The sequence below is a fragment of the Hanstruepera neustonica genome, from assembly GCF_002895005.1.
GTDB classification, from domain to species: domain Bacteria; phylum Bacteroidota; class Bacteroidia; order Flavobacteriales; family Flavobacteriaceae; genus Hanstruepera; species Hanstruepera neustonica.
In genome coordinates, this window is the sequence record NZ_POWF01000001.1 from 773,968 (window position 1) to 791,170 (window position 17,203).

Genomic DNA, 17,203 nt, shown 5'->3' on the forward strand with positions numbered 1-17,203 from the left:
TATGGAAACAATAGAACAATTATTAGAGTCAAAAGATATTCGCGTTACAGCAATGCGGTTGCTTATTTATAAGTTTCTTGCAGAAAAAGAAGTAGCGGTAACCTTGAGCGATATTGAGAATGCGTTTGAAAAGGCCGACAGGACAACGCTTTACAGAACAATAAAAACCTTTGAAGAAAAGGATATTGTACATCAAATAGACGATGGTACAGGCATCACTAAATATGCCTTATGCGAACAAGGATGCAGTTGCAATATTAAAACAGATTTACACTTACACTTTCATTGTACTAATTGTGGAGAAACAGTTTGTTTAACAGACCACAAAATACCTCAAATCAAGGTTCCTGAAGGTTTTATTTCCGAAAATGTAAACTTGGTAGTTAAAGGTATTTGCGATAAATGTAGCGGTTAATAATGCACTTCTGTTGCATCCCTTTTTTACGGAACTTTGAATTTAAGACAAATAAAAAATGAAAAAAAAGAAAATAAATCTACGAGACTTAAAGCCTGATTCTGATAACGGGCATAGTCACGATGATGGTCACAATCACGGTAAAAGTTCAAGTCAATTTAAAGCATACATTCCTGCCGTTATAAGTTTTACAATGCTTATTATTGGAATAGTATTAGACTATTTTGATGTTTCTTTTTTTAAGGATTGGCTTCGTATAATTTGGTACGGCATAGCATATCTACCTGTTGGTTTTCCGGTAGTTAAAGAAGGTTGGGAAAGCATAAAAAAGGGCGATGTGTTTACAGAGTTCTTTTTAATGTCTATAGCAACTATTGGGGCATTTATAATAGGGGAATATCCCGAAGGCGTTGCGGTGATGTTATTTTATGCAGTGGGCGAACTCTTTCAAAATGCAGCAGTCAATAGAGCTAAAGGAAACATTAAGGCCTTATTGGATGTAAGACCAAAGGAAGCCAATGTTTTTCGAGATGGTGATTATATAAGCGTATCGCCCGAAAGTGTCGAAATAGGCGAAAAAATCCAAATTCGTGTAGGTGAAAAAATACCATTGGATGGTATGCTGCTATCTGAAAAAGCATCTTTAAATACCGCAGCGTTAACAGGCGAAAGTAAACCTGACACCATAAATAAAAAGTCAAAAGTATATGCAGGAAGCATTAATCTGCAAAGTGTGATTGAAGTGGAAGTCACCAGCAAGTTTGAAGACAGTTCCATAGCGAGAATATTGGATTTGGTACAAAACGCCACAGCAAGAAAGTCCAAAACCGAATTGTTTATCAGGAAGTTTGCCCGTATTTACACACCAATTGTAGTGTTTTTAGCAATAGGTGTTACGTTTCTACCGTACTTTTTTGTAGAGGATTATGTGTTTAGGGATTGGTTGTACAGAGCATTGATTTTCTTGGTAATATCCTGTCCTTGTGCGTTGGTAATTTCTATTCCGTTAGGTTACTTTGGTGGATTGGGTGCAGCTTCAAAAAATGGTATTCTGTTTAAAGGAGCTTCCTTTTTGGATGCTATGACCAAGATAAACACCTTGGTAATGGACAAAACAGGCACGGTTACCAAAGGAGTTTTCAAAATCAAAAACATAAAGACTTTCGATTGGGATGAAAAAGAATTTATGAACTATTTAATGGCAATGGAAGAGCAATCCACTCATCCCATTGCTAAAGCTATTATGGAATACCAGAAAGGAACCAACAATTTTGAAGCAAATAAGGTTTCTGAAGTTGCAGGAAAAGGGTTAAAAGGTATGGTAAAAGGTAAAGAAGTTTTGGTTGGAAATAAAGCGTTAATGGTGTCCAATAATATAGAAGTACCTAATGAAACTGAATCTATTGTAGAATCTATTGTCTTGGTAGCTATTGATACTATTTTTGCAGGTTATGTGGTAATTGCGGACGAATTAAAGGAGGATGCTAAAGAAACCATATCAAGTTTACATAGGGTAGGGATTAAAAAAATAATGATGCTTTCAGGCGATAAAGATTCCATAACCCAACAAGTGGCAAAGGATTTAAATATAGAAAATGCCAAGGGAGGTTTATTGCCAGAGGATAAATTAAATGAAGTTGAAACATTAAAGAAAAATCCAGAAAATAAAGTAGCCTTCATTGGTGATGGTATCAATGATGCACCCGTTTTGGCAGCAAGTGATTTAGGTATAGCAATGGGCGGATTAGGTAGCGATGTAGCCATAGAAACAGCCGATGTTATCATTCAAACCGACCAACCTTCAAAAGTAGTGAGAGCTATTAAAATAGGCAGTTCCACTCGAAAAATTGTATGGCAGAATATCATTTTGGCTTTTGGTATTAAAGTAATTGTACTGATTTTGGGAGCAGGAGGTTTGGCAACAATGTGGGAAGCTGTATTTGCAGACGTAGGCGTGGCTTTATTAGCAATTCTAAATGCGGTAAGGTTACAGAAAATGAAATGGAGTTGAGCATTAAACTTCTGTTAATTAAATGAGTATTTGTTAAAATTTCGTAACTTCGCAATTACAATGAAGCAAGTATTCCATAAAATATTGTCCTTGTCAATGGCAATTGTAGTGTTGTTTTCAACACTTTCATTTACAATTAATATGCATTATTGTGGTGGTACTTTAGTAGAAACAGCACTGTTTCAAAAAGCTAAAGGTTGCGGAATGGAAATGGGCAACCCTTCAACTGAAAGCTGTTCAATTACAAAGAAAAATTGTTGTGACGATAAGCAATTATCTATTGAGGGTCAAGATGAGTTACAACTAACTGTTGACAAAATTACATTTGAGCAACAACTATTTATTGCTTCATTTGTTTACACTTATATTAACCTTTTTGAAGGGTTAGAAAAAAACGTTTCTTCTTACGAAGAATACAAACCGCCACTCGTCATAAGGCGCATCTACAAGATTGACGAGACCTATTTAATTTGATTCTTAAACTTTAGACTGTGTTATCCTATGGCTTTATGTCAAAAGGATAATTTGCTGTATTCGGTGTTGTCCTAACGCCAATGTCTAACTGTTTAATTATCAAAACCAATGCTAAACAAAAGCATCAAATTCTTAATAGAAAATAAACTCGTAGCAGTTTTATTACTTGTCCTTTTCATAGGTTGGGGTACTGTAAATGCACCTTTTAATTGGGATACAGGTTTTTTACCAAGTAATCCTGTAGCGGTCGATGCTATTCCAGATATAGGTGAAAACCAACAAATTGTATTTACCAAATGGGATGGTCGTTCACCACAAGATATTGAAGACCAAATTACCTATCCATTAACCACATCATTGTTGGGTATTCCTGGAGTAAAAACCATACGCAGCTCGTCTATGTTTGGCTTTTCAAGTATCTATATCATTTTTGAAGAAGACATAGAGTTTTACTGGAGTAGAAGTCGTATTCTCGAAAAACTCAATTCATTACCAAGTGGTTTATTACCAGAGGGTGTTAATCCTGCGTTGGGTCCAGATGCTACAGGATTAGGCCAAATATTTTGGTACACACTCGAAGGTCGTGACGAAAACGGAAATGTAACGGGTGGTTGGGATTTGCACGAATTACGAAGCATACAAGATTACTATGTAAAATATGCCTTGTCTTCTGCAAGTGGTGTTTCCGAGGTTGCATCTATTGGTGGTTACGTGCAAGAATACCAAGTGGATGTAAACCCAGAACTAATGCGACAATATAATATTGGTTTGCACCATATTGTAAAAGCAGTTAAAGAAAGTAACCGAGATATTGGAGCACAAACATTAGAAATCAATCAAGCCGAATATCTGGTACGTGGTTTGGGTTATGTGAAATCCATAGCAGACATCGAAAATGCAGTTATAACTTCAGAAGATTACACAGCTATCAAAATTAAAGATGTGGCAAAAGTGTCTTTAGGTCCTGCAACAAGACGTGGAATTTTAGACAAAGAAGGTGCAGAAGTGGTTGGTGGTGTTGTAGTAGCACGTTATGGCGCTAACCCAATGGAAGTGATTAATAATGTAAAAGCCAAAATAAACGAATTAAGCGCAGGACTACCTACAAAAACGTTGGCAGATGGTAGAACATCACAAGTAACTATAGTACCATTTTACGACCGTACAGAATTGATTCAAGAAACATTGGGTACACTCAATGAAGCCTTAACTTTAGAAATACTCATTACCATTTTGGTCATTATCATAATGGTATTTAATCTTCGTGCTTCCGTATTGATTTCAGGGCTATTACCTGTTGCGGTGTTAATGGTATTTATAGCAATGAAGCTCTTTGGTGTCGATGCCAATATTGTTGCTTTATCTGGAATCGCAATTGCAATTGGTACAATGGTAGATGTTGGTGTCATACTTTCAGAAAACATCGTAAGGCATTTAGACGAAAACGAAAACAAATTACCAATAAACACAGTCGTTTACAACGCAACAGCAGAAGTATCTGGTGCAATCGTAACCGCAGTAATGACAACCATTATCAGTTTTATTCCTGTATTTACAATGATTGGTGCAGAAGGAAAACTATTTAGGCCATTAGCATTTACTAAAACCTTTGCATTAACAGCTTCGATAATTGTAGCCTTATTTCTAATACCACCATTTGCAGCCTTTTTATTCCGAAAAAAGAGCACTCAAAAACATTTTAAGTATGCTTTAAACGGTGTTTTAATAGTATTGGGAATAGCTGCTATATTTTTCGGGTATTGGTTAGGAATCATACTCATCGCTTTTGGTGTGACTGCTTTACTAAATCTTCAAAACAAGATTTCAGATAAAAAGGGAAATTTTGCCAACATCATCATTTCGGCTTCGGCAATCGTATTCTTATTAGCAGAATATTGGCGACCGTTAGGTGTAAACGAAAGTATCTTCTTAAACATCATTTTTGTAGCTATTATTTGTTTTGGTTTATTGGGTGTATTTTCATTATTCATTAAATACTACACACGTATTTTAAGATGGTGTTTAGACAATAAATTATTCTTCCTTTCAATTCCAACGGCAATCGTCATAGCTGGATTTTTCATAATGAAGAATACAGGCAAAGAGTTTATGCCATCATTAAATGAAGGCTCTTTTCTATTAATGCCTACCTCAATGCCACATTCTGGAGTAGAAGAAAACAAAAGAGTTTTACAACAATTGGATATGGCTGTTGCCAGTATTCCAGAGATTGAAACCGTAGTTGGTAAGGCAGGAAGAACGGAATCGGCTTTAGATCCTGCGCCATTATCAATGTATGAAAATATCATTCAATACAAACCTGAATATATGCTGAATGATAAAGGAGAACGTCAGCGTTTCAAAGTCAATGAAGATGGATTATATGAATTAAAAGATGGTCGTTTTATTGCAAATCCAAATAACTCTGAAAATGTCACCTTGAGCGGAGTCGAAAGGTCTCAATTAATCCCAGACTATGATGGCGAGTTTTACAGAAACTGGCGACCAGAAATACAATCACCAGACGATATTTGGAACGAAATTGTAAAAGTCACCAAATTACCAGGTGTCACATCAGCACCAAAATTACAACCTATTGAAACACGATTGGTAATGCTACAAACAGGTATGCGAGCACCAATGGGAATCAAAATAAAAGGACAAGATTTAAAAGAAATTGAAGCTTTTGGAATGCAGTTAGAAACCATTTTAAAAGAAGCTGAAAGTGTAAAGGATGAAGCCGTTTTTGCAGACCGTATTGTAGGTAAACCGTATTTACTAATTGATATTGACAGAGAAAAAATTGCACGTTATGGTGTAAGTATTGAAGAGGTGCAAAACGTATTAAAAGTAGCTGTTGGTGGTATGTCATTAACTCAAACCGTTGAGGGTCGTGAGCGTTATGGCGTTCGTGTACGTTATCCAAGAGAATTACGAGCAAACCCAACCGACTTACAACAAATTTACGTGCCTGTTGAAAAAGGTAGTCCTGTACCTTTAAGCGAATTGGCAACCATTCGTTATGAGCAAGGTCCACAAGTGATTAAAAGTGAAGATACCTTTTTAGTGGGTTACGTGTTGTTTGATAAACTAGATGGTTATGCAGAAGTCAATGTAGTTGAAAATGCGCAGGCAATGATTCAAAGCAAGATTGATGCAGGTGAATTAATAGTCCCAAAAGGCATTAATTATCAATTTACAGGAACTTACGAAAACCAATTACGTGCCGAAAAAACCTTATCGGTAGTTGTACCATTAGCATTGGCTATCATCTTTTTAATTCTGTACTTCCAATTCCGTTCGGTGGGTACATCATTAATGGTTTTTACAGGTATTGCAGTAGCATTTGCAGGTGGCTTTTTAATGATATGGTTATACGGACAATCGTGGTTTTTAAACTTCAGTGTCTTTGGCGAAAACCTACGTGATTTATTCCAAATGCACACCATTAATTTAAGTGTGGCCGTTTGGGTAGGCTTCATTGCACTTTTTGGTATAGCAACCGATGACGGAGTAGTAATGGCAACCTACTTAACGCAAACATTCGATAGAAATTTACCGGAAACTAAAAAGGAAATTAGAGCATCTATTGTAGAAGCAGGTGAAAAACGTATTAGACCGTGTTTAATGACTACTGCAACAACCATTTTAGCACTCTTGCCTGTACTTACATCAACAGGAAGAGGTAGTGATATTATGATTCCTATGGCAATACCGAGTTTCGGAGGAATGTTAATCGCTTTAATCACCTTATTTGTTGTGCCAGTTTTATATAGCTGGAAAGCCGAAGTTCAACTTAAAAGAGCATCAAAATGAAATATAAATCAATACACATAAAAATCGTCTTGGCTCTTGGCTCTTGTTTCTTGAGTCTTTTTGGAAACGCACAACAATTAGAAACACTTATAGATGAAGCCTTAACAAACAATCCAGAAATTCAAAAATTTGAGTTACAATACAAAAGAGCTTCCGAAAAAGTAAACGAAATAAATACCATTCCTAATACCGAATTTGGTGTCGGTTACTTTGTAAGTGAACCGGAAACCAGAACAGGTGCACAACGCTTTAAGGTATCTGCTAAACAAATGTTACCGTGGTTTGGGACTATTACATCGAGAGAAGACTATGTGAGTTCATTGGCAGATGCTAAATACGAAGACATTGTTATTGCAAAGCGAAAACTAATGGCTTCGGTATCACAATCCTATTATAATCTATACGCCAACAAAGCAAAGCAAGAGGTCTTAACTGAAAACATTAAACTATTAGAAACTTATGAGACGTTAGCACTAACATCTGTTGAGGTTGGTAAAGCATCCGCAGTAGACGTGTTGCGATTGCAAATGCGTCAAAACGAAATGCAACAATTAAAAGAGGTGTTGCAACAACAATTTTTAGCAGAACAAACTAACTTCAATAATCTATTGAATAGAAATAATGATGTTACCGTGAATGTGATAGATAGTTTAATGATACCTTCAGAAGACTTTGATATGAATTCTGAAAATTTAGCATTACATCCTGAATTACTAAAATATGATAAACTCTATCAATCCATAGAGCAATCTGAATTATTGAATCAAAAAGAAAGCAGTCCTATGATTGGTTTCGGGTTAGATTATATCAATGTTTCCAAAAGACCAAATATGGATTTTACTGATAACGGTAAGGATATTGTAATGCCAATGGTTTCGGTATCTATCCCAATTTTCAATAAGAAATATAAATCCCAAACCAAACAAAATGAGTTGCAACAACAGGAAATTACGGCTCAAAAACAGGAACGTTTAAATGCATTGGAAACGCTTTTAGACAAAGCGATTAACGAACGCATTTCTGCAAGAATAAGTTATGCTACCCAAACCAAAAACCTACAGCAAGCCAAAGATGCAGAAGACATTTTAATCAAAAGCTATGAAACAGGAACGATAGATTTTAATGATGTTTTGGATATTCAAGAACTACAACTAAAGTTTCAAATCAATCAAATAGAGTCTATTAAGACCTACTATGTGCAAAGTACAATCATTAATTATTTAATTCAGTAAACTATGAAAAATAATAGTAAACTAATTGGCACAGGAATGTTAACTGCTATAACTGCTTCTCTATGTTGTATTACCCCTGTTTTAGCTCTTATTGCAGGAACAAGTGGAATTGCTTCAGCATTTTCTTGGATAGAACCCTTTAGACCTTATCTAATTGGGTTAACAGTTTTTGTATTAGGATTTGCTTGGTATCAAAAACTAAAACCTCAAAAAGAAATTGACTGTGAATGTGAAACGGACGAAAAACCAAAATTCATACAATCAAAGAGGTTTTTAGGAATTGTTACTGTATTTGCAATTGTAATGTTGGCTTTCCCATACTATTCAGGAATTTTTTACACAAATACAGAAAAACAAATAACCGTAGTTTATAAATCAGACATTAAAACAACTGAATTTAAAATCGACGGAATGACCTGCGCCAGTTGCGAAGCACACGTAAACCACGAAGTTAATAAACTCAACGGTATTGTAAACTCAAAAGCATCCTACGAAAAAGGTAACGCTATCATTGAATTTGACAAAACCAAAACCAATGAATTAGAGATTGAGAAAGCAATTAATTCTACAGGTTATAAAGTAACTGATAAAAAATAAAATTGATGCAACCTATATTAAAATCAGAAATCACTTGTCCAAACTGCGGACATAAAAAAGTGGAAGAAATGCCAACAAATGCTTGTCAATTCTTTTATGAGTGTAAAAATTGCAAAACGGTTTTGAAACCAAAGGAAGGCGATTGTTGTGTTTATTGTTCTTATGGAACTGTCCCTTGTCCGCCAATTCAGAATAATAAAAATTGTTGTTAAAATGAAACATACATATCATATACACGGAATGACTTGCAACGGTTGTCGCAGTCACGTTGAAGAAACGCTCTCTAAAGTGGAAGGTGTTTTAAAAGCAACGGTCAATTTAGAAAAGGCTGAAGCTACCATCGAAATGGAATCGCATATTCCTATAGAAAAGTTTCAAGAAGCCTTAAAAAAGGATGGTGGTACATATAGCATTCATAAACAAGGTGAACACCATCAGCATTCAGAAGCTAAAAAGGAAAAGCAACCTAAAGGTACAGGCACATTTTATTGTCCTATGCATTGCGAAGGCGATAAAACTTATGATAAACCAGGCGATTGTCCTGTTTGCGGAATGGATTTGGTGGAAGAACAAAATCTATCAGCAACTTCAAAGGAACAATGGACGTGTCCGATGCATCCAGAAATTGTCAAAGACGAAGCAGGTTCGTGTCCTATTTGTGGGATGGATTTAGTGCCAATGGAAGCAGATAGTTCAGCAGAAGAAAAAACGTATAAAAAGCTATTAAAGAAATTTTGGATTGCCACAGCATTTACCTTGCCCATTTTCTTAATGGCTATGAGCGAAATGCTCAATAACAATCCGTTGTACGATATAATGGAACAGAAATATTGGAACTGGATTCAGTTTGCATTATCAATTCCAGTAGTGTTTTATGCCACTTGGATGTTCTTTGAGCGTGCTTATAGAAGCATAAAAACGTGGAATCTCAATATGTTTACACTTATTGGAATCGGTGCAGGTGTGGCTTGGTTATTTAGTGTATTTGGGATGTTGTTTCCAGATGTATTTCCTGAACAATTTAAAACTGAATCAGGCGCAGTTCACGTCTATTTTGAAGCAGCAACAGTTATTCTAACGTTAGTGCTTTTAGGTCAGTTGTTAGAAGCTCGTGCCCATAGTAAAACCAATTCGGCAGTAAAAGAACTGTTGAAATTAGCACCAAATAAAGCTATAAAAATAGTAGATGGTGAAGAAGTTGAAGTCAGTATTGACGAGATAGAACTTAATGATATTCTAAAAGTAAAACCAGGAGATAAAATTCCTGTAGATGGTATGATAACTGAAGGTGAAACAACCATTGACGAATCTATGATTACAGGCGAACCTATTCCTGTAAACAAATCTCAAGAAGATAAAGTAAGTAGCGGAACCATTAATGGGAATCAAACCTTTTTAATGAAAGCCGAAAAGGTAGGAAGTGATACATTACTCTCGCAAATCATTCATATGGTTAATGATGCCAGTAGAAGTCGTGCACCTATTCAAAATTTAGCAGATAAAGTTTCAGGCTATTTTGTGCCAGTTGTAGTTCTTATTTCTATTATCACATTTATTGTATGGTCTATTTGGGGTCCAGAACCTGCATACGTCTATGCGTTGGTCAATGCAATTGCAGTTCTCATCATTGCTTGTCCTTGTGCTTTAGGTTTAGCAACACCAATGTCTGTAATGGTTGGTGTGGGTAAAGGTGCTCAAAATGGTGTATTGATTAAAAATGCTGAAGCTCTTGAAAAAATGGATAAGGTAAATACGCTTATCGTTGACAAGACAGGAACAATTACCGAAGGAAAACCAACAGTTGAAACCGTTGGTGCTTTTAATGCTGCTTTAAGCGAAAAAGAAGTGTTACAATACATCGTTTCATTAAATACCAATAGCGAACATCCTTTGGCAGAAGCGACAGTTAAATATGGCAAAGAACACAACACAGAAATTTTAAAGTCCGAAGATTTTAGTGCAGTCACAGGAAAAGGTGTTGAAGCGACAATAAAAGATAAAAAAGTAACATTAGGTAATCCTAAAATGATGGAATATGCTAAAGCAGATGTTACATCGACAATGAAAGACGAAGCTAAATCTTACCAAAAACAGGGTAAAACAGTTTCTTATTTGTCAATAGATGAAACCGTCGTTGGATATGTAGTTATAGGCGATAAGATAAAAGAAACAAGTGCTAAAGCCATTAAAGCACTTCAAGATAAAGGCATTGATGTTATAATGCTTACAGGCGATAATCACGATACTGCAAAAGCAGTAGCATCAGAACTTAATCTCGCAGATTTTAAAGCCAGTATGCTACCAGAAGATAAACTCAAAGAAGTAGAGAAACTGCAAGAAAAAGGGAAAGTGGTTGCTATGGCAGGTGATGGTATTAATGATGCACCAGCATTGGCAAAAAGTGATGTAGGTATTGCAATGGGAACAGGAACAGATGTAGCGATAGAAAGTGCTATGATAACTTTAGTAAAAGGCGATTTACACGGTATTGTAAAAGCAAAAAATTTGAGTAATGCTGTAATGAAGAACATTAAGCAAAACCTATTTTTTGCACTTATCTACAACACTTTAGGTGTACCTATTGCAGCAGGTGTGTTGTTTCCATTCTTCGGAATACTACTCTCGCCAATGATAGCAGCTTTAGCAATGAGTTTTAGCTCGGTTTCGGTAATAGGTAACGCATTACGATTAAGAACAAAAAACATTTAATTATATGCAGAAAACAGTTTTCAAAATATCAAAAATGGATTGTCCTTCTGAAGAAAATCTAATTAAGATGAAGCTATCTGATATAGATGGTATCAAACAACTTGATTTTAATTTAGAAGAAAGAATCTTAACACTATATCATAATTCAAATGTAAATGAAATTGGTAATGCCTTAAATGAATTAAAATTAAATGAAAGTTTAATCAGTTCAGAAGATACAGACACAATTATTACTGAATCTACAAGGAGTCAATCCAAACTGTTGTGGACAGTTCTAATCATCAATTTTGCATTTTTTATTATCGAAATGAGTACAGGACTTATTTCAAAATCAATGGGATTAGTTGCTGATAGTTTAGATATGTTGGCAGATTCATTTGTTTACGGATTGAGTTTAATAGCGGTTGGTGGTACAGTTTTAAAAAAGAAACGGATTGCAAAATATGCAGGCTATTTTCAGATAACACTTGCAATTATCGGAATCGTTGAGGTAATACGTAGATTTTTAGGCTATGAAGCTTTACCTGTATTTTCAACAATGATTATAGTTTCAGTATTTGCTTTGATTGCAAATGGCATTTGCTTGTACCTCTTACAAAAATCTAAAAGTCAAGAAGCACATATGCGTGCCAGTATGATTTTTACCTCTAACGATATTATAATAAATCTTGGCGTAATTACAGCAGGCGTTTTAGTCAATTGGCTGCATTCTGGTATTCCAGATTTAATTATAGGAATCATTGTATTTGGATTGGTGATACAAGGTGCATTCAGGATATTAAAATTAAGTAAGTAAAAAGTTTAACTATAAAATCAAAAAATATGGAAAATTCAAAAGAACACTCAAACAAAGGAAATTACAAAACCTTCTTTATAATGTTGGCTTGCTCATTTGTAGCAATGTACATAACGATGTATTTAAACACCTATTCCATAGACCACGTATGGTTTAGTCTAACACGATTCTATATGACGTGTTTAGGGATTTCAACAATGGCAGTAATAATGTGGTTTTTTATGCGAAAAATGTATAATGATAAAAAGAAGAATATCGCAATACTCGCAAGTAGTTTCATTCTGTTTGTTGGTGCATTAGGGTTGGTAAGAACACAAGCACCCATTATTGGTGATGTCCTTTGGATGAAAGCAATGATACCACATCATTCTATCGCTATTTTAACAAGTGAGAGAGCAGATATTCAAGACCCAGAAGTTAAAAAATTAGCAGAAGACATTATAAAAGCACAACGTAAAGAAATAGAAGAAATGAAAGCAATGATAAAACGATTAGAGAATGAAAAATAATAAAATAGTCATATATATTGGCATACTCGTAGTAGGTGTGTTATTGGGTTGGTTGCTTTTTGGTGGCTCGACAAATGAAGAAACAGACCATAATCACGATGCGGTTGCAGCAACCAATCAAATGTGGACGTGTTCTATGCATCCACAAATTATGCAACCAGAACCAGGCGATTGTCCTATTTGTGGTATGGATTTAATTCCTGCGGAAAGCGGAAGTGATGGCTTAATGGCAGACCAATTTAAACTAACAGAAAATGCGATGGCATTAGCCAATATTCAAACAACTGTTGTAGGCAAGGGAAATGTTGAAGGCAACACCATAAAGTTATCTGGTAAAATTGCTGAAAACGAAGAAGCCAATGCAGTACAGGTAAGTTATTTCGCTGGAAGAATTGAACGTTTGAATGTGAGTTTTACAGGCGAAGAAGTTCGTAAAGGTCAATTATTGGCAACCATTTATTCGCCAGAACTCTATGCAGCACAACAAGAATTAATCACAGCAGCTTCTTTAAAAGAATCTCAACCTGCTTTATACAAAGCAGTCCGTAATAAATTGAAATTATGGAAACTCTCTGAAAATCAAATCAACCAGATTGAAGAAACAGGAAAAGTAAAAGAAAACTTTCCTGTTTATGCAACCGTTTCGGGTACTGTTACAGAAAAATTGGTAGAGCAAGGCGATTACATCAAACAAGGACAACCCTTATTAAAAATTGCCAATCTCAACACAGTTTGGGGAAACTTTGATGTGTATGAAAATCAGATTGACCGCTTTAAAAAAGGACAGGAAGTGATGATAACAACCAATGCTTATCCTAATAAAGAGTTTAAAGGTAAAGTAGATTTCATTGACCCAGTTTTAAACACGAAAACAAGAACTGTAACCTTACGTGTTGTTTTAAGCAATAAGGACGATGTATTTAAACCAGGAATGTTTGTAACCGCAAATATTGAAGGCAGTACAGCTAAAAATGATGAAGTATTATCAATTCCTGCATCTTCTGTATTATGGACAGGTGAACGTTCTGTGGTGTACCTTAAAACAAATCCAGACCAACCTATTTTTGAAATGCGTGAAATTAAATTAGGCAATCAAATTGGTAATGAATATGAAGTTGTAGAAGGTTTATTTGTTGGAAATGAAATAGTGACTAACGGAACATTTACGGTTGATGCAGCAGCACAATTACAAGGCAAAAAGTCTATGATGAATAAAGATGGTGGTAAAGTAATGACTGGACACGAAGGTCATTTAGGTATGGATAACAATGCATCTAACAAAGAAAGTGACCACACTAATATGAATGAGCGTTTGGAAGTATCAGAGAAATTTCAAGAGCAGTTAAATAGTGTTTACAATGCGTATATCAATTTAAAAGATGCTTTAGTAAAAGAAGATTCAATAAGTACTTCAGCAAACGCAACAACTTTATTAAATAAATTGAACAAAGTAGATATGAAATTGTTGTCAGATAATAAGGCGCATAACCATTGGATGTCATTAGAAGGCGAAATAAAATCTTCTGCAACTTCAATTTCTGAAACGTCCGATATAAAATCACAAAGAGACCATTTTAAACATTTATCATCACATCTAATCAATGCTGTACAACTATTTGGTATCAATGAAAAGGTCTATGTAGAATTTTGTCCAATGGCAGATAACAATAATGGTGCTTATTGGTTAAGCAAAGAAGAAAAAGTAATCAATCCATATTTTGGCGAAGCAATGCTAACCTGTGGTGAAGTAAAACAAGTAATAGAATAATAAATCAAGTAATAACAATTAAATTTTAAACAATGAATTTTTCAAAGAAAAATCACGAACACAAAAACAAAAATGTAATCGACGTGAGTAAAAAAGTAATTTTAAGTGTAGCTGTAATTGCAGCATTAGGTTTAACAAGTTGTAAAAACGAAACCAAAAAAGAAACAGAAACCACAACTACTGAAATGTCAAAAGATATGGCAATGACAGACCTGTCTTTTGGTGTAAGAGGAAATTGCGGAATGTGTAAAAACACTATCGAAAAAGCAGCTAACGGTGTTGAAGGTGTTGCAAGTGCTAATTGGGATGTCGATAAAAAGAAGATTGATGTGTCTTTTGATGATACAAAAACCGATGCAATGGCAATCCATAAAGCAATCGCAGCTTCAGGGTATGATACCGAAAAAGTAATGGGAGATAAAGAAGCCTACAATAATTTACCTGGTTGTTGTAAATATGATCATGAAATGGCAATGAATCAAGCTGGCGAAATGAAAAGTGATGACCATTCAAATCACGACCATTAAGAAAATAATTAAAGAGTCTTTTTCATAAGGCTCTTTTTTTTTGTTCAATTTTTAAATAACAGGTTGTCCCTGTTGTTGTCCCCTTAAAACTAAAAAACCCTGAAAAACAACGTTTTACAGGGTTTAAAAGTGGTGCCTCCAGGAATCGAACCAGGGACACAAGGATTTTCAGTCCTTTGCTCTACCAACTGAGCTAAGGCACCAGTTGCATTAATGCGGATGCAAATATAAGTTGTTTTTATTATCCTCCAAAAGAAAAATTATAAAAAATCGTTTTGTAATTTTGCCGTTTTTAATAGCGCTATGAATTTAGTTGTTGATATAGGAAATACGTTTGCCAAGTTCGCTGTTTTTCAAAATGATGACCTTGTTTTTAAAACAAGCTTTGAATTAGAGTCTTTTATTAAAGAACTCAATCATGTACTTGAAAAATACAATTCCATTAGCCATTGTATTATTTCGTCTGTAGGTAAACTCCATGATGAAGGCAGTCAGTATTTAAATAACAAACTGCCTGTTTTGGAGCTTAATTCTAATACTCCTTTGCCGTTCAATAATGCATACCAAACACCTAAGACACTTGGCGTAGATAGATTAGCATTAGTATCGGCTGCCGTAAAAAACTATCCAAAATCAAATGTATTGGTTATAGATGCTGGAACTTGTATAACCTATGATATGGTAACAGCTAACAACCAGTATCTGGGTGGTGGGATATCTCCTGGAATTGACATGCGATATAAGTCGCTTAACAATCTTACAGCCAACTTACCGTTATTAAAACCAACAGCTCCTGAAAATTTGGTTGGAAATACTACTAATGAGGCTATTCACTCTGGAGTTATGAACGGTGTAATTCACGAAATTGACGGGCTAATTAGTGATTACAAGCAGGAATTCGAAGATTTAACAGTTATTTTAACAGGAGGAAACGCTAATTTTTTGTCTAAACAATTAAAAAGTAGCATATTTGCGAACTCTAATTTCCTGTTAGAGGGCTTAAACTATATTTTACAATTTAATTCAAAAGAATGATTAAAAAACTTGTATTAGTTTTCATCGCTTTTTCTGCCATACAAATTTATGCCCAAAATGGTACAGCGTCACCTTACTCTTTTTACGGAATCGGTAGTTTAAAATTCAAAGGTACGGTTGAGAACAGAAGTATGGGTGGTTTAAGCATTTATACAGATAGTATCCATATTAATTTAAGAAACCCGGCTTCTTATGCAGGCAAGAATCTAGCTTTATATGCTAATGAAAGCAGACCAGTGAAGTTTTCTGTAGCAGGGTCCCATTCAAATTTAAAATTGAGTAGTAATTCAGGGGAGGATAGATTGTCTTCTTCTACATTCGATTATTTATCGCTTGCAATTCCTGTAGGAAGGCTAGGTGTGGGTGTTGGATTGATACCGTACACATCGGTAGGGTATAAATTGGAGACATTAAATGATGCCAATCAACTCAATGAGCGTTTCAGTGGTAAAGGAGGTTTGAATAGAACTTACTTATCATTGGGTTATTTAATAAATGACAACTTTAGTGTTGGAGTTGATTTGAGTTACAATTTCGGTAACATTCAAAACAGTACGATTGTATTTGATTACAATACTGATGGTGAATTAGTACAGTACCAGTCTCGTGAAAATAACCGTTCAGATTTAAGTGGTTTGAGTTTGAATTTAGGATTAACTTACAGAGCGATGATATCTGATAGGCTTGAATTAAAGTCTGGTTTTACCTATACTCCTGAAACCAATCTGCGTTCTAGAAATGAACGATCATTTAATACTATTGTAATCAATTCGACAACGAATCAAGAATTCATTGTGAACACTATTGAAGCCAATTTAGCAGCGCAAGGGTTAGATGAAACTAATTTTTTGTTGCCTTCCAAATTTTCATTGGGAGCAGGTATCGGACAGCCTCGAATTTGGTTTGTGGGTGCTGAATATACTTTTCAAAACACCAAAAATTTTGTAAATGAACTTCATGGCTCTAATGGTACTGTTTATACCAATAGTTCTAGTATTGCTCTTGGAGGCTTTTTCGTTCCTAAATACAACTCTTTTACAAGTTACTTCAGTCGTATGGTTTACAGAGCAGGATTGCGTTTTGAAGATACGGGTTTAAACATTAATAATACAGGCATTAACGAGTTTGGCATATCTTTTGGAGTAGGATTACCAATAGGTAGCGCCAGAGACTTTTTCTCGAATGCCAACCTAGGTTTTGAAATAGGAAAACGTGGAACAACTAAAAACAATTTAATACAAGAGAATTTTATTAATTTCAATTTGAGTTTGTCCTTAAACGACAGATGGTTCCAAAAAAGAAGATATGATTAAA

At 35.0% G+C, this 17,203-nt stretch carries 14 protein-coding genes and 1 tRNA gene; 14 read left to right on the forward strand and 1 reads right to left on the reverse strand.

Annotated features, from left to right (window positions below):
- Position 1 precedes the first annotated feature (1 nt).
- The 12 genes from C1T31_RS03490 (at position 2) to C1T31_RS03545 (ending at position 14,854) form a co-directional block, all read left to right on the forward strand.
- Positions 2-415: a Fur family transcriptional regulator gene (locus C1T31_RS03490; protein ID WP_103051058.1), complete on the forward strand. Its 414-nt coding sequence runs from the start codon at positions 2-4 to the stop codon at positions 413-415.
- A gap of 58 nt (positions 416-473) precedes the next feature.
- A complete protein-coding gene (locus tag C1T31_RS03495; protein ID WP_103051059.1) occupies positions 474-2,426 on the forward strand; it encodes a heavy metal translocating P-type ATPase in 1,953 nt (650 codons plus the stop codon).
- A gap of 60 nt (positions 2,427-2,486) precedes the next feature.
- Positions 2,487-2,900 (forward strand): HYC_CC_PP family protein, encoded by a 414-nt coding sequence (locus tag C1T31_RS03500; protein WP_103051060.1) that lies wholly within the window; start codon positions 2,487-2,489, stop codon positions 2,898-2,900.
- A 108-nt stretch (positions 2,901-3,008) separates the two neighbouring features.
- Positions 3,009-6,716, forward strand: coding sequence for an efflux RND transporter permease subunit (locus C1T31_RS03505; protein WP_103051061.1), 3,708 nt, complete (start codon positions 3,009-3,011; stop codon positions 6,714-6,716).
- A complete protein-coding gene (locus tag C1T31_RS03510; protein WP_103051062.1) occupies positions 6,713-7,948 on the forward strand; it encodes a TolC family protein in 1,236 nt (411 codons plus the stop codon). Before C1T31_RS03505 ends, C1T31_RS03510 begins: the two co-directional genes overlap by 4 nt.
- Positions 7,949-7,951: 3 nt before the next feature.
- A complete protein-coding gene (gene merTP, locus C1T31_RS03515; protein WP_103051063.1) occupies positions 7,952-8,545 on the forward strand; it encodes a mercuric transport protein MerTP in 594 nt (197 codons plus the stop codon).
- Between the two features lie 5 nt (positions 8,546-8,550).
- A complete protein-coding gene (locus C1T31_RS14170) occupies positions 8,551-8,757 on the forward strand; it encodes a GDCCVxC domain-containing (seleno)protein (RefSeq protein WP_103051064.1) in 207 nt (68 codons plus the stop codon).
- 1 nt (position 8,758) lies between these two features.
- The gene (locus C1T31_RS03525) at positions 8,759-11,254 is read left to right on the forward strand and encodes a heavy metal translocating P-type ATPase (RefSeq protein WP_103051065.1); all 2,496 of its coding nucleotides are present in this window, start codon (positions 8,759-8,761) and stop codon (positions 11,252-11,254) included.
- A gap of 4 nt (positions 11,255-11,258) precedes the next feature.
- A complete protein-coding gene (locus tag C1T31_RS03530) occupies positions 11,259-12,050 on the forward strand; it encodes a cation transporter (RefSeq protein ID WP_027879802.1) in 792 nt (263 codons plus the stop codon).
- Between the two features lie 26 nt (positions 12,051-12,076).
- On the forward strand, positions 12,077-12,559 hold the full coding sequence (locus C1T31_RS03535) for a DUF305 domain-containing protein (protein WP_036122983.1): 483 nt from the start codon (positions 12,077-12,079) through the stop codon (positions 12,557-12,559).
- Complete coding sequence (locus tag C1T31_RS03540; protein WP_103051066.1) at positions 12,549-14,327, forward strand: efflux RND transporter periplasmic adaptor subunit; 1,779 nt, start codon at positions 12,549-12,551, stop codon at positions 14,325-14,327. Before C1T31_RS03535 ends, C1T31_RS03540 begins: the two co-directional genes overlap by 11 nt.
- Before the next feature lie 32 nt (positions 14,328-14,359).
- Positions 14,360-14,854 (forward strand): heavy-metal-associated domain-containing protein, encoded by a 495-nt coding sequence (locus C1T31_RS03545; protein WP_103051067.1) that lies wholly within the window; start codon positions 14,360-14,362, stop codon positions 14,852-14,854.
- A gap of 130 nt (positions 14,855-14,984) precedes the next feature.
- Here C1T31_RS03545 and C1T31_RS03550 read toward each other — a convergent pair.
- A tRNA-Phe gene (locus tag C1T31_RS03550) sits at positions 14,985-15,057 on the reverse strand.
- 100 nt (positions 15,058-15,157) lie between these two features.
- On the opposite strand from C1T31_RS03550, the gene C1T31_RS03555 reads away from it, so the two are divergent.
- Together C1T31_RS03555 and C1T31_RS03560 are read left to right on the forward strand one after the other, a co-directional pair.
- Entirely contained in the window at positions 15,158-15,889 is a 732-nt protein-coding gene (locus tag C1T31_RS03555) for a type III pantothenate kinase (protein WP_103051068.1), read from the forward strand.
- Positions 15,886-17,202: a hypothetical protein gene (locus C1T31_RS03560; protein ID WP_103051069.1), complete on the forward strand. Its 1,317-nt coding sequence runs from the start codon at positions 15,886-15,888 to the stop codon at positions 17,200-17,202. The genes C1T31_RS03555 and C1T31_RS03560 overlap by 4 nt, the downstream gene beginning before the upstream one ends.
- The last annotated feature ends 1 nt before the right edge of the window (position 17,203 follow it).

Bases quoted from the DNA above. Each gene is read 5' to 3' on its own strand.
- C1T31_RS03505 (WP_103051061.1), top strand. From the start codon at position 3,009: ATGCTAAACAAAAGCATCAAATTCTTAATAGAAAATAAACTCGTAGCA.
- C1T31_RS03510 (WP_103051062.1), top strand. From the start codon at position 6,713: ATGAAATATAAATCAATACACATAAAAATCGTCTTGGCTCTTGGCTCT.
- C1T31_RS03545 (WP_103051067.1), top strand. From the start codon at position 14,360: ATGAATTTTTCAAAGAAAAATCACGAACACAAAAACAAAAATGTAATC.
- C1T31_RS03535 (WP_036122983.1), top strand. From the start codon at position 12,077: ATGGAAAATTCAAAAGAACACTCAAACAAAGGAAATTACAAAACCTTC.
- C1T31_RS03560 (WP_103051069.1), top strand. From the start codon at position 15,886: ATGATTAAAAAACTTGTATTAGTTTTCATCGCTTTTTCTGCCATACAA.
- C1T31_RS03530 (WP_027879802.1), top strand. From the start codon at position 11,259: ATGCAGAAAACAGTTTTCAAAATATCAAAAATGGATTGTCCTTCTGAA.
- C1T31_RS03490 (WP_103051058.1), top strand. From the start codon at position 2: ATGGAAACAATAGAACAATTATTAGAGTCAAAAGATATTCGCGTTACA.
- merTP (WP_103051063.1), top strand. From the start codon at position 7,952: ATGAAAAATAATAGTAAACTAATTGGCACAGGAATGTTAACTGCTATA.
- C1T31_RS03495 (WP_103051059.1), top strand. From the start codon at position 474: ATGAAAAAAAAGAAAATAAATCTACGAGACTTAAAGCCTGATTCTGAT.
- C1T31_RS14170 (WP_103051064.1), top strand. From the start codon at position 8,551: ATGCAACCTATATTAAAATCAGAAATCACTTGTCCAAACTGCGGACAT.
- C1T31_RS03555 (WP_103051068.1), top strand. From the start codon at position 15,158: ATGAATTTAGTTGTTGATATAGGAAATACGTTTGCCAAGTTCGCTGTT.
- C1T31_RS03500 (WP_103051060.1), top strand. From the start codon at position 2,487: ATGAAGCAAGTATTCCATAAAATATTGTCCTTGTCAATGGCAATTGTA.
- C1T31_RS03525 (WP_103051065.1), top strand. From the start codon at position 8,759: ATGAAACATACATATCATATACACGGAATGACTTGCAACGGTTGTCGC.
- C1T31_RS03540 (WP_103051066.1), top strand. From the start codon at position 12,549: ATGAAAAATAATAAAATAGTCATATATATTGGCATACTCGTAGTAGGT.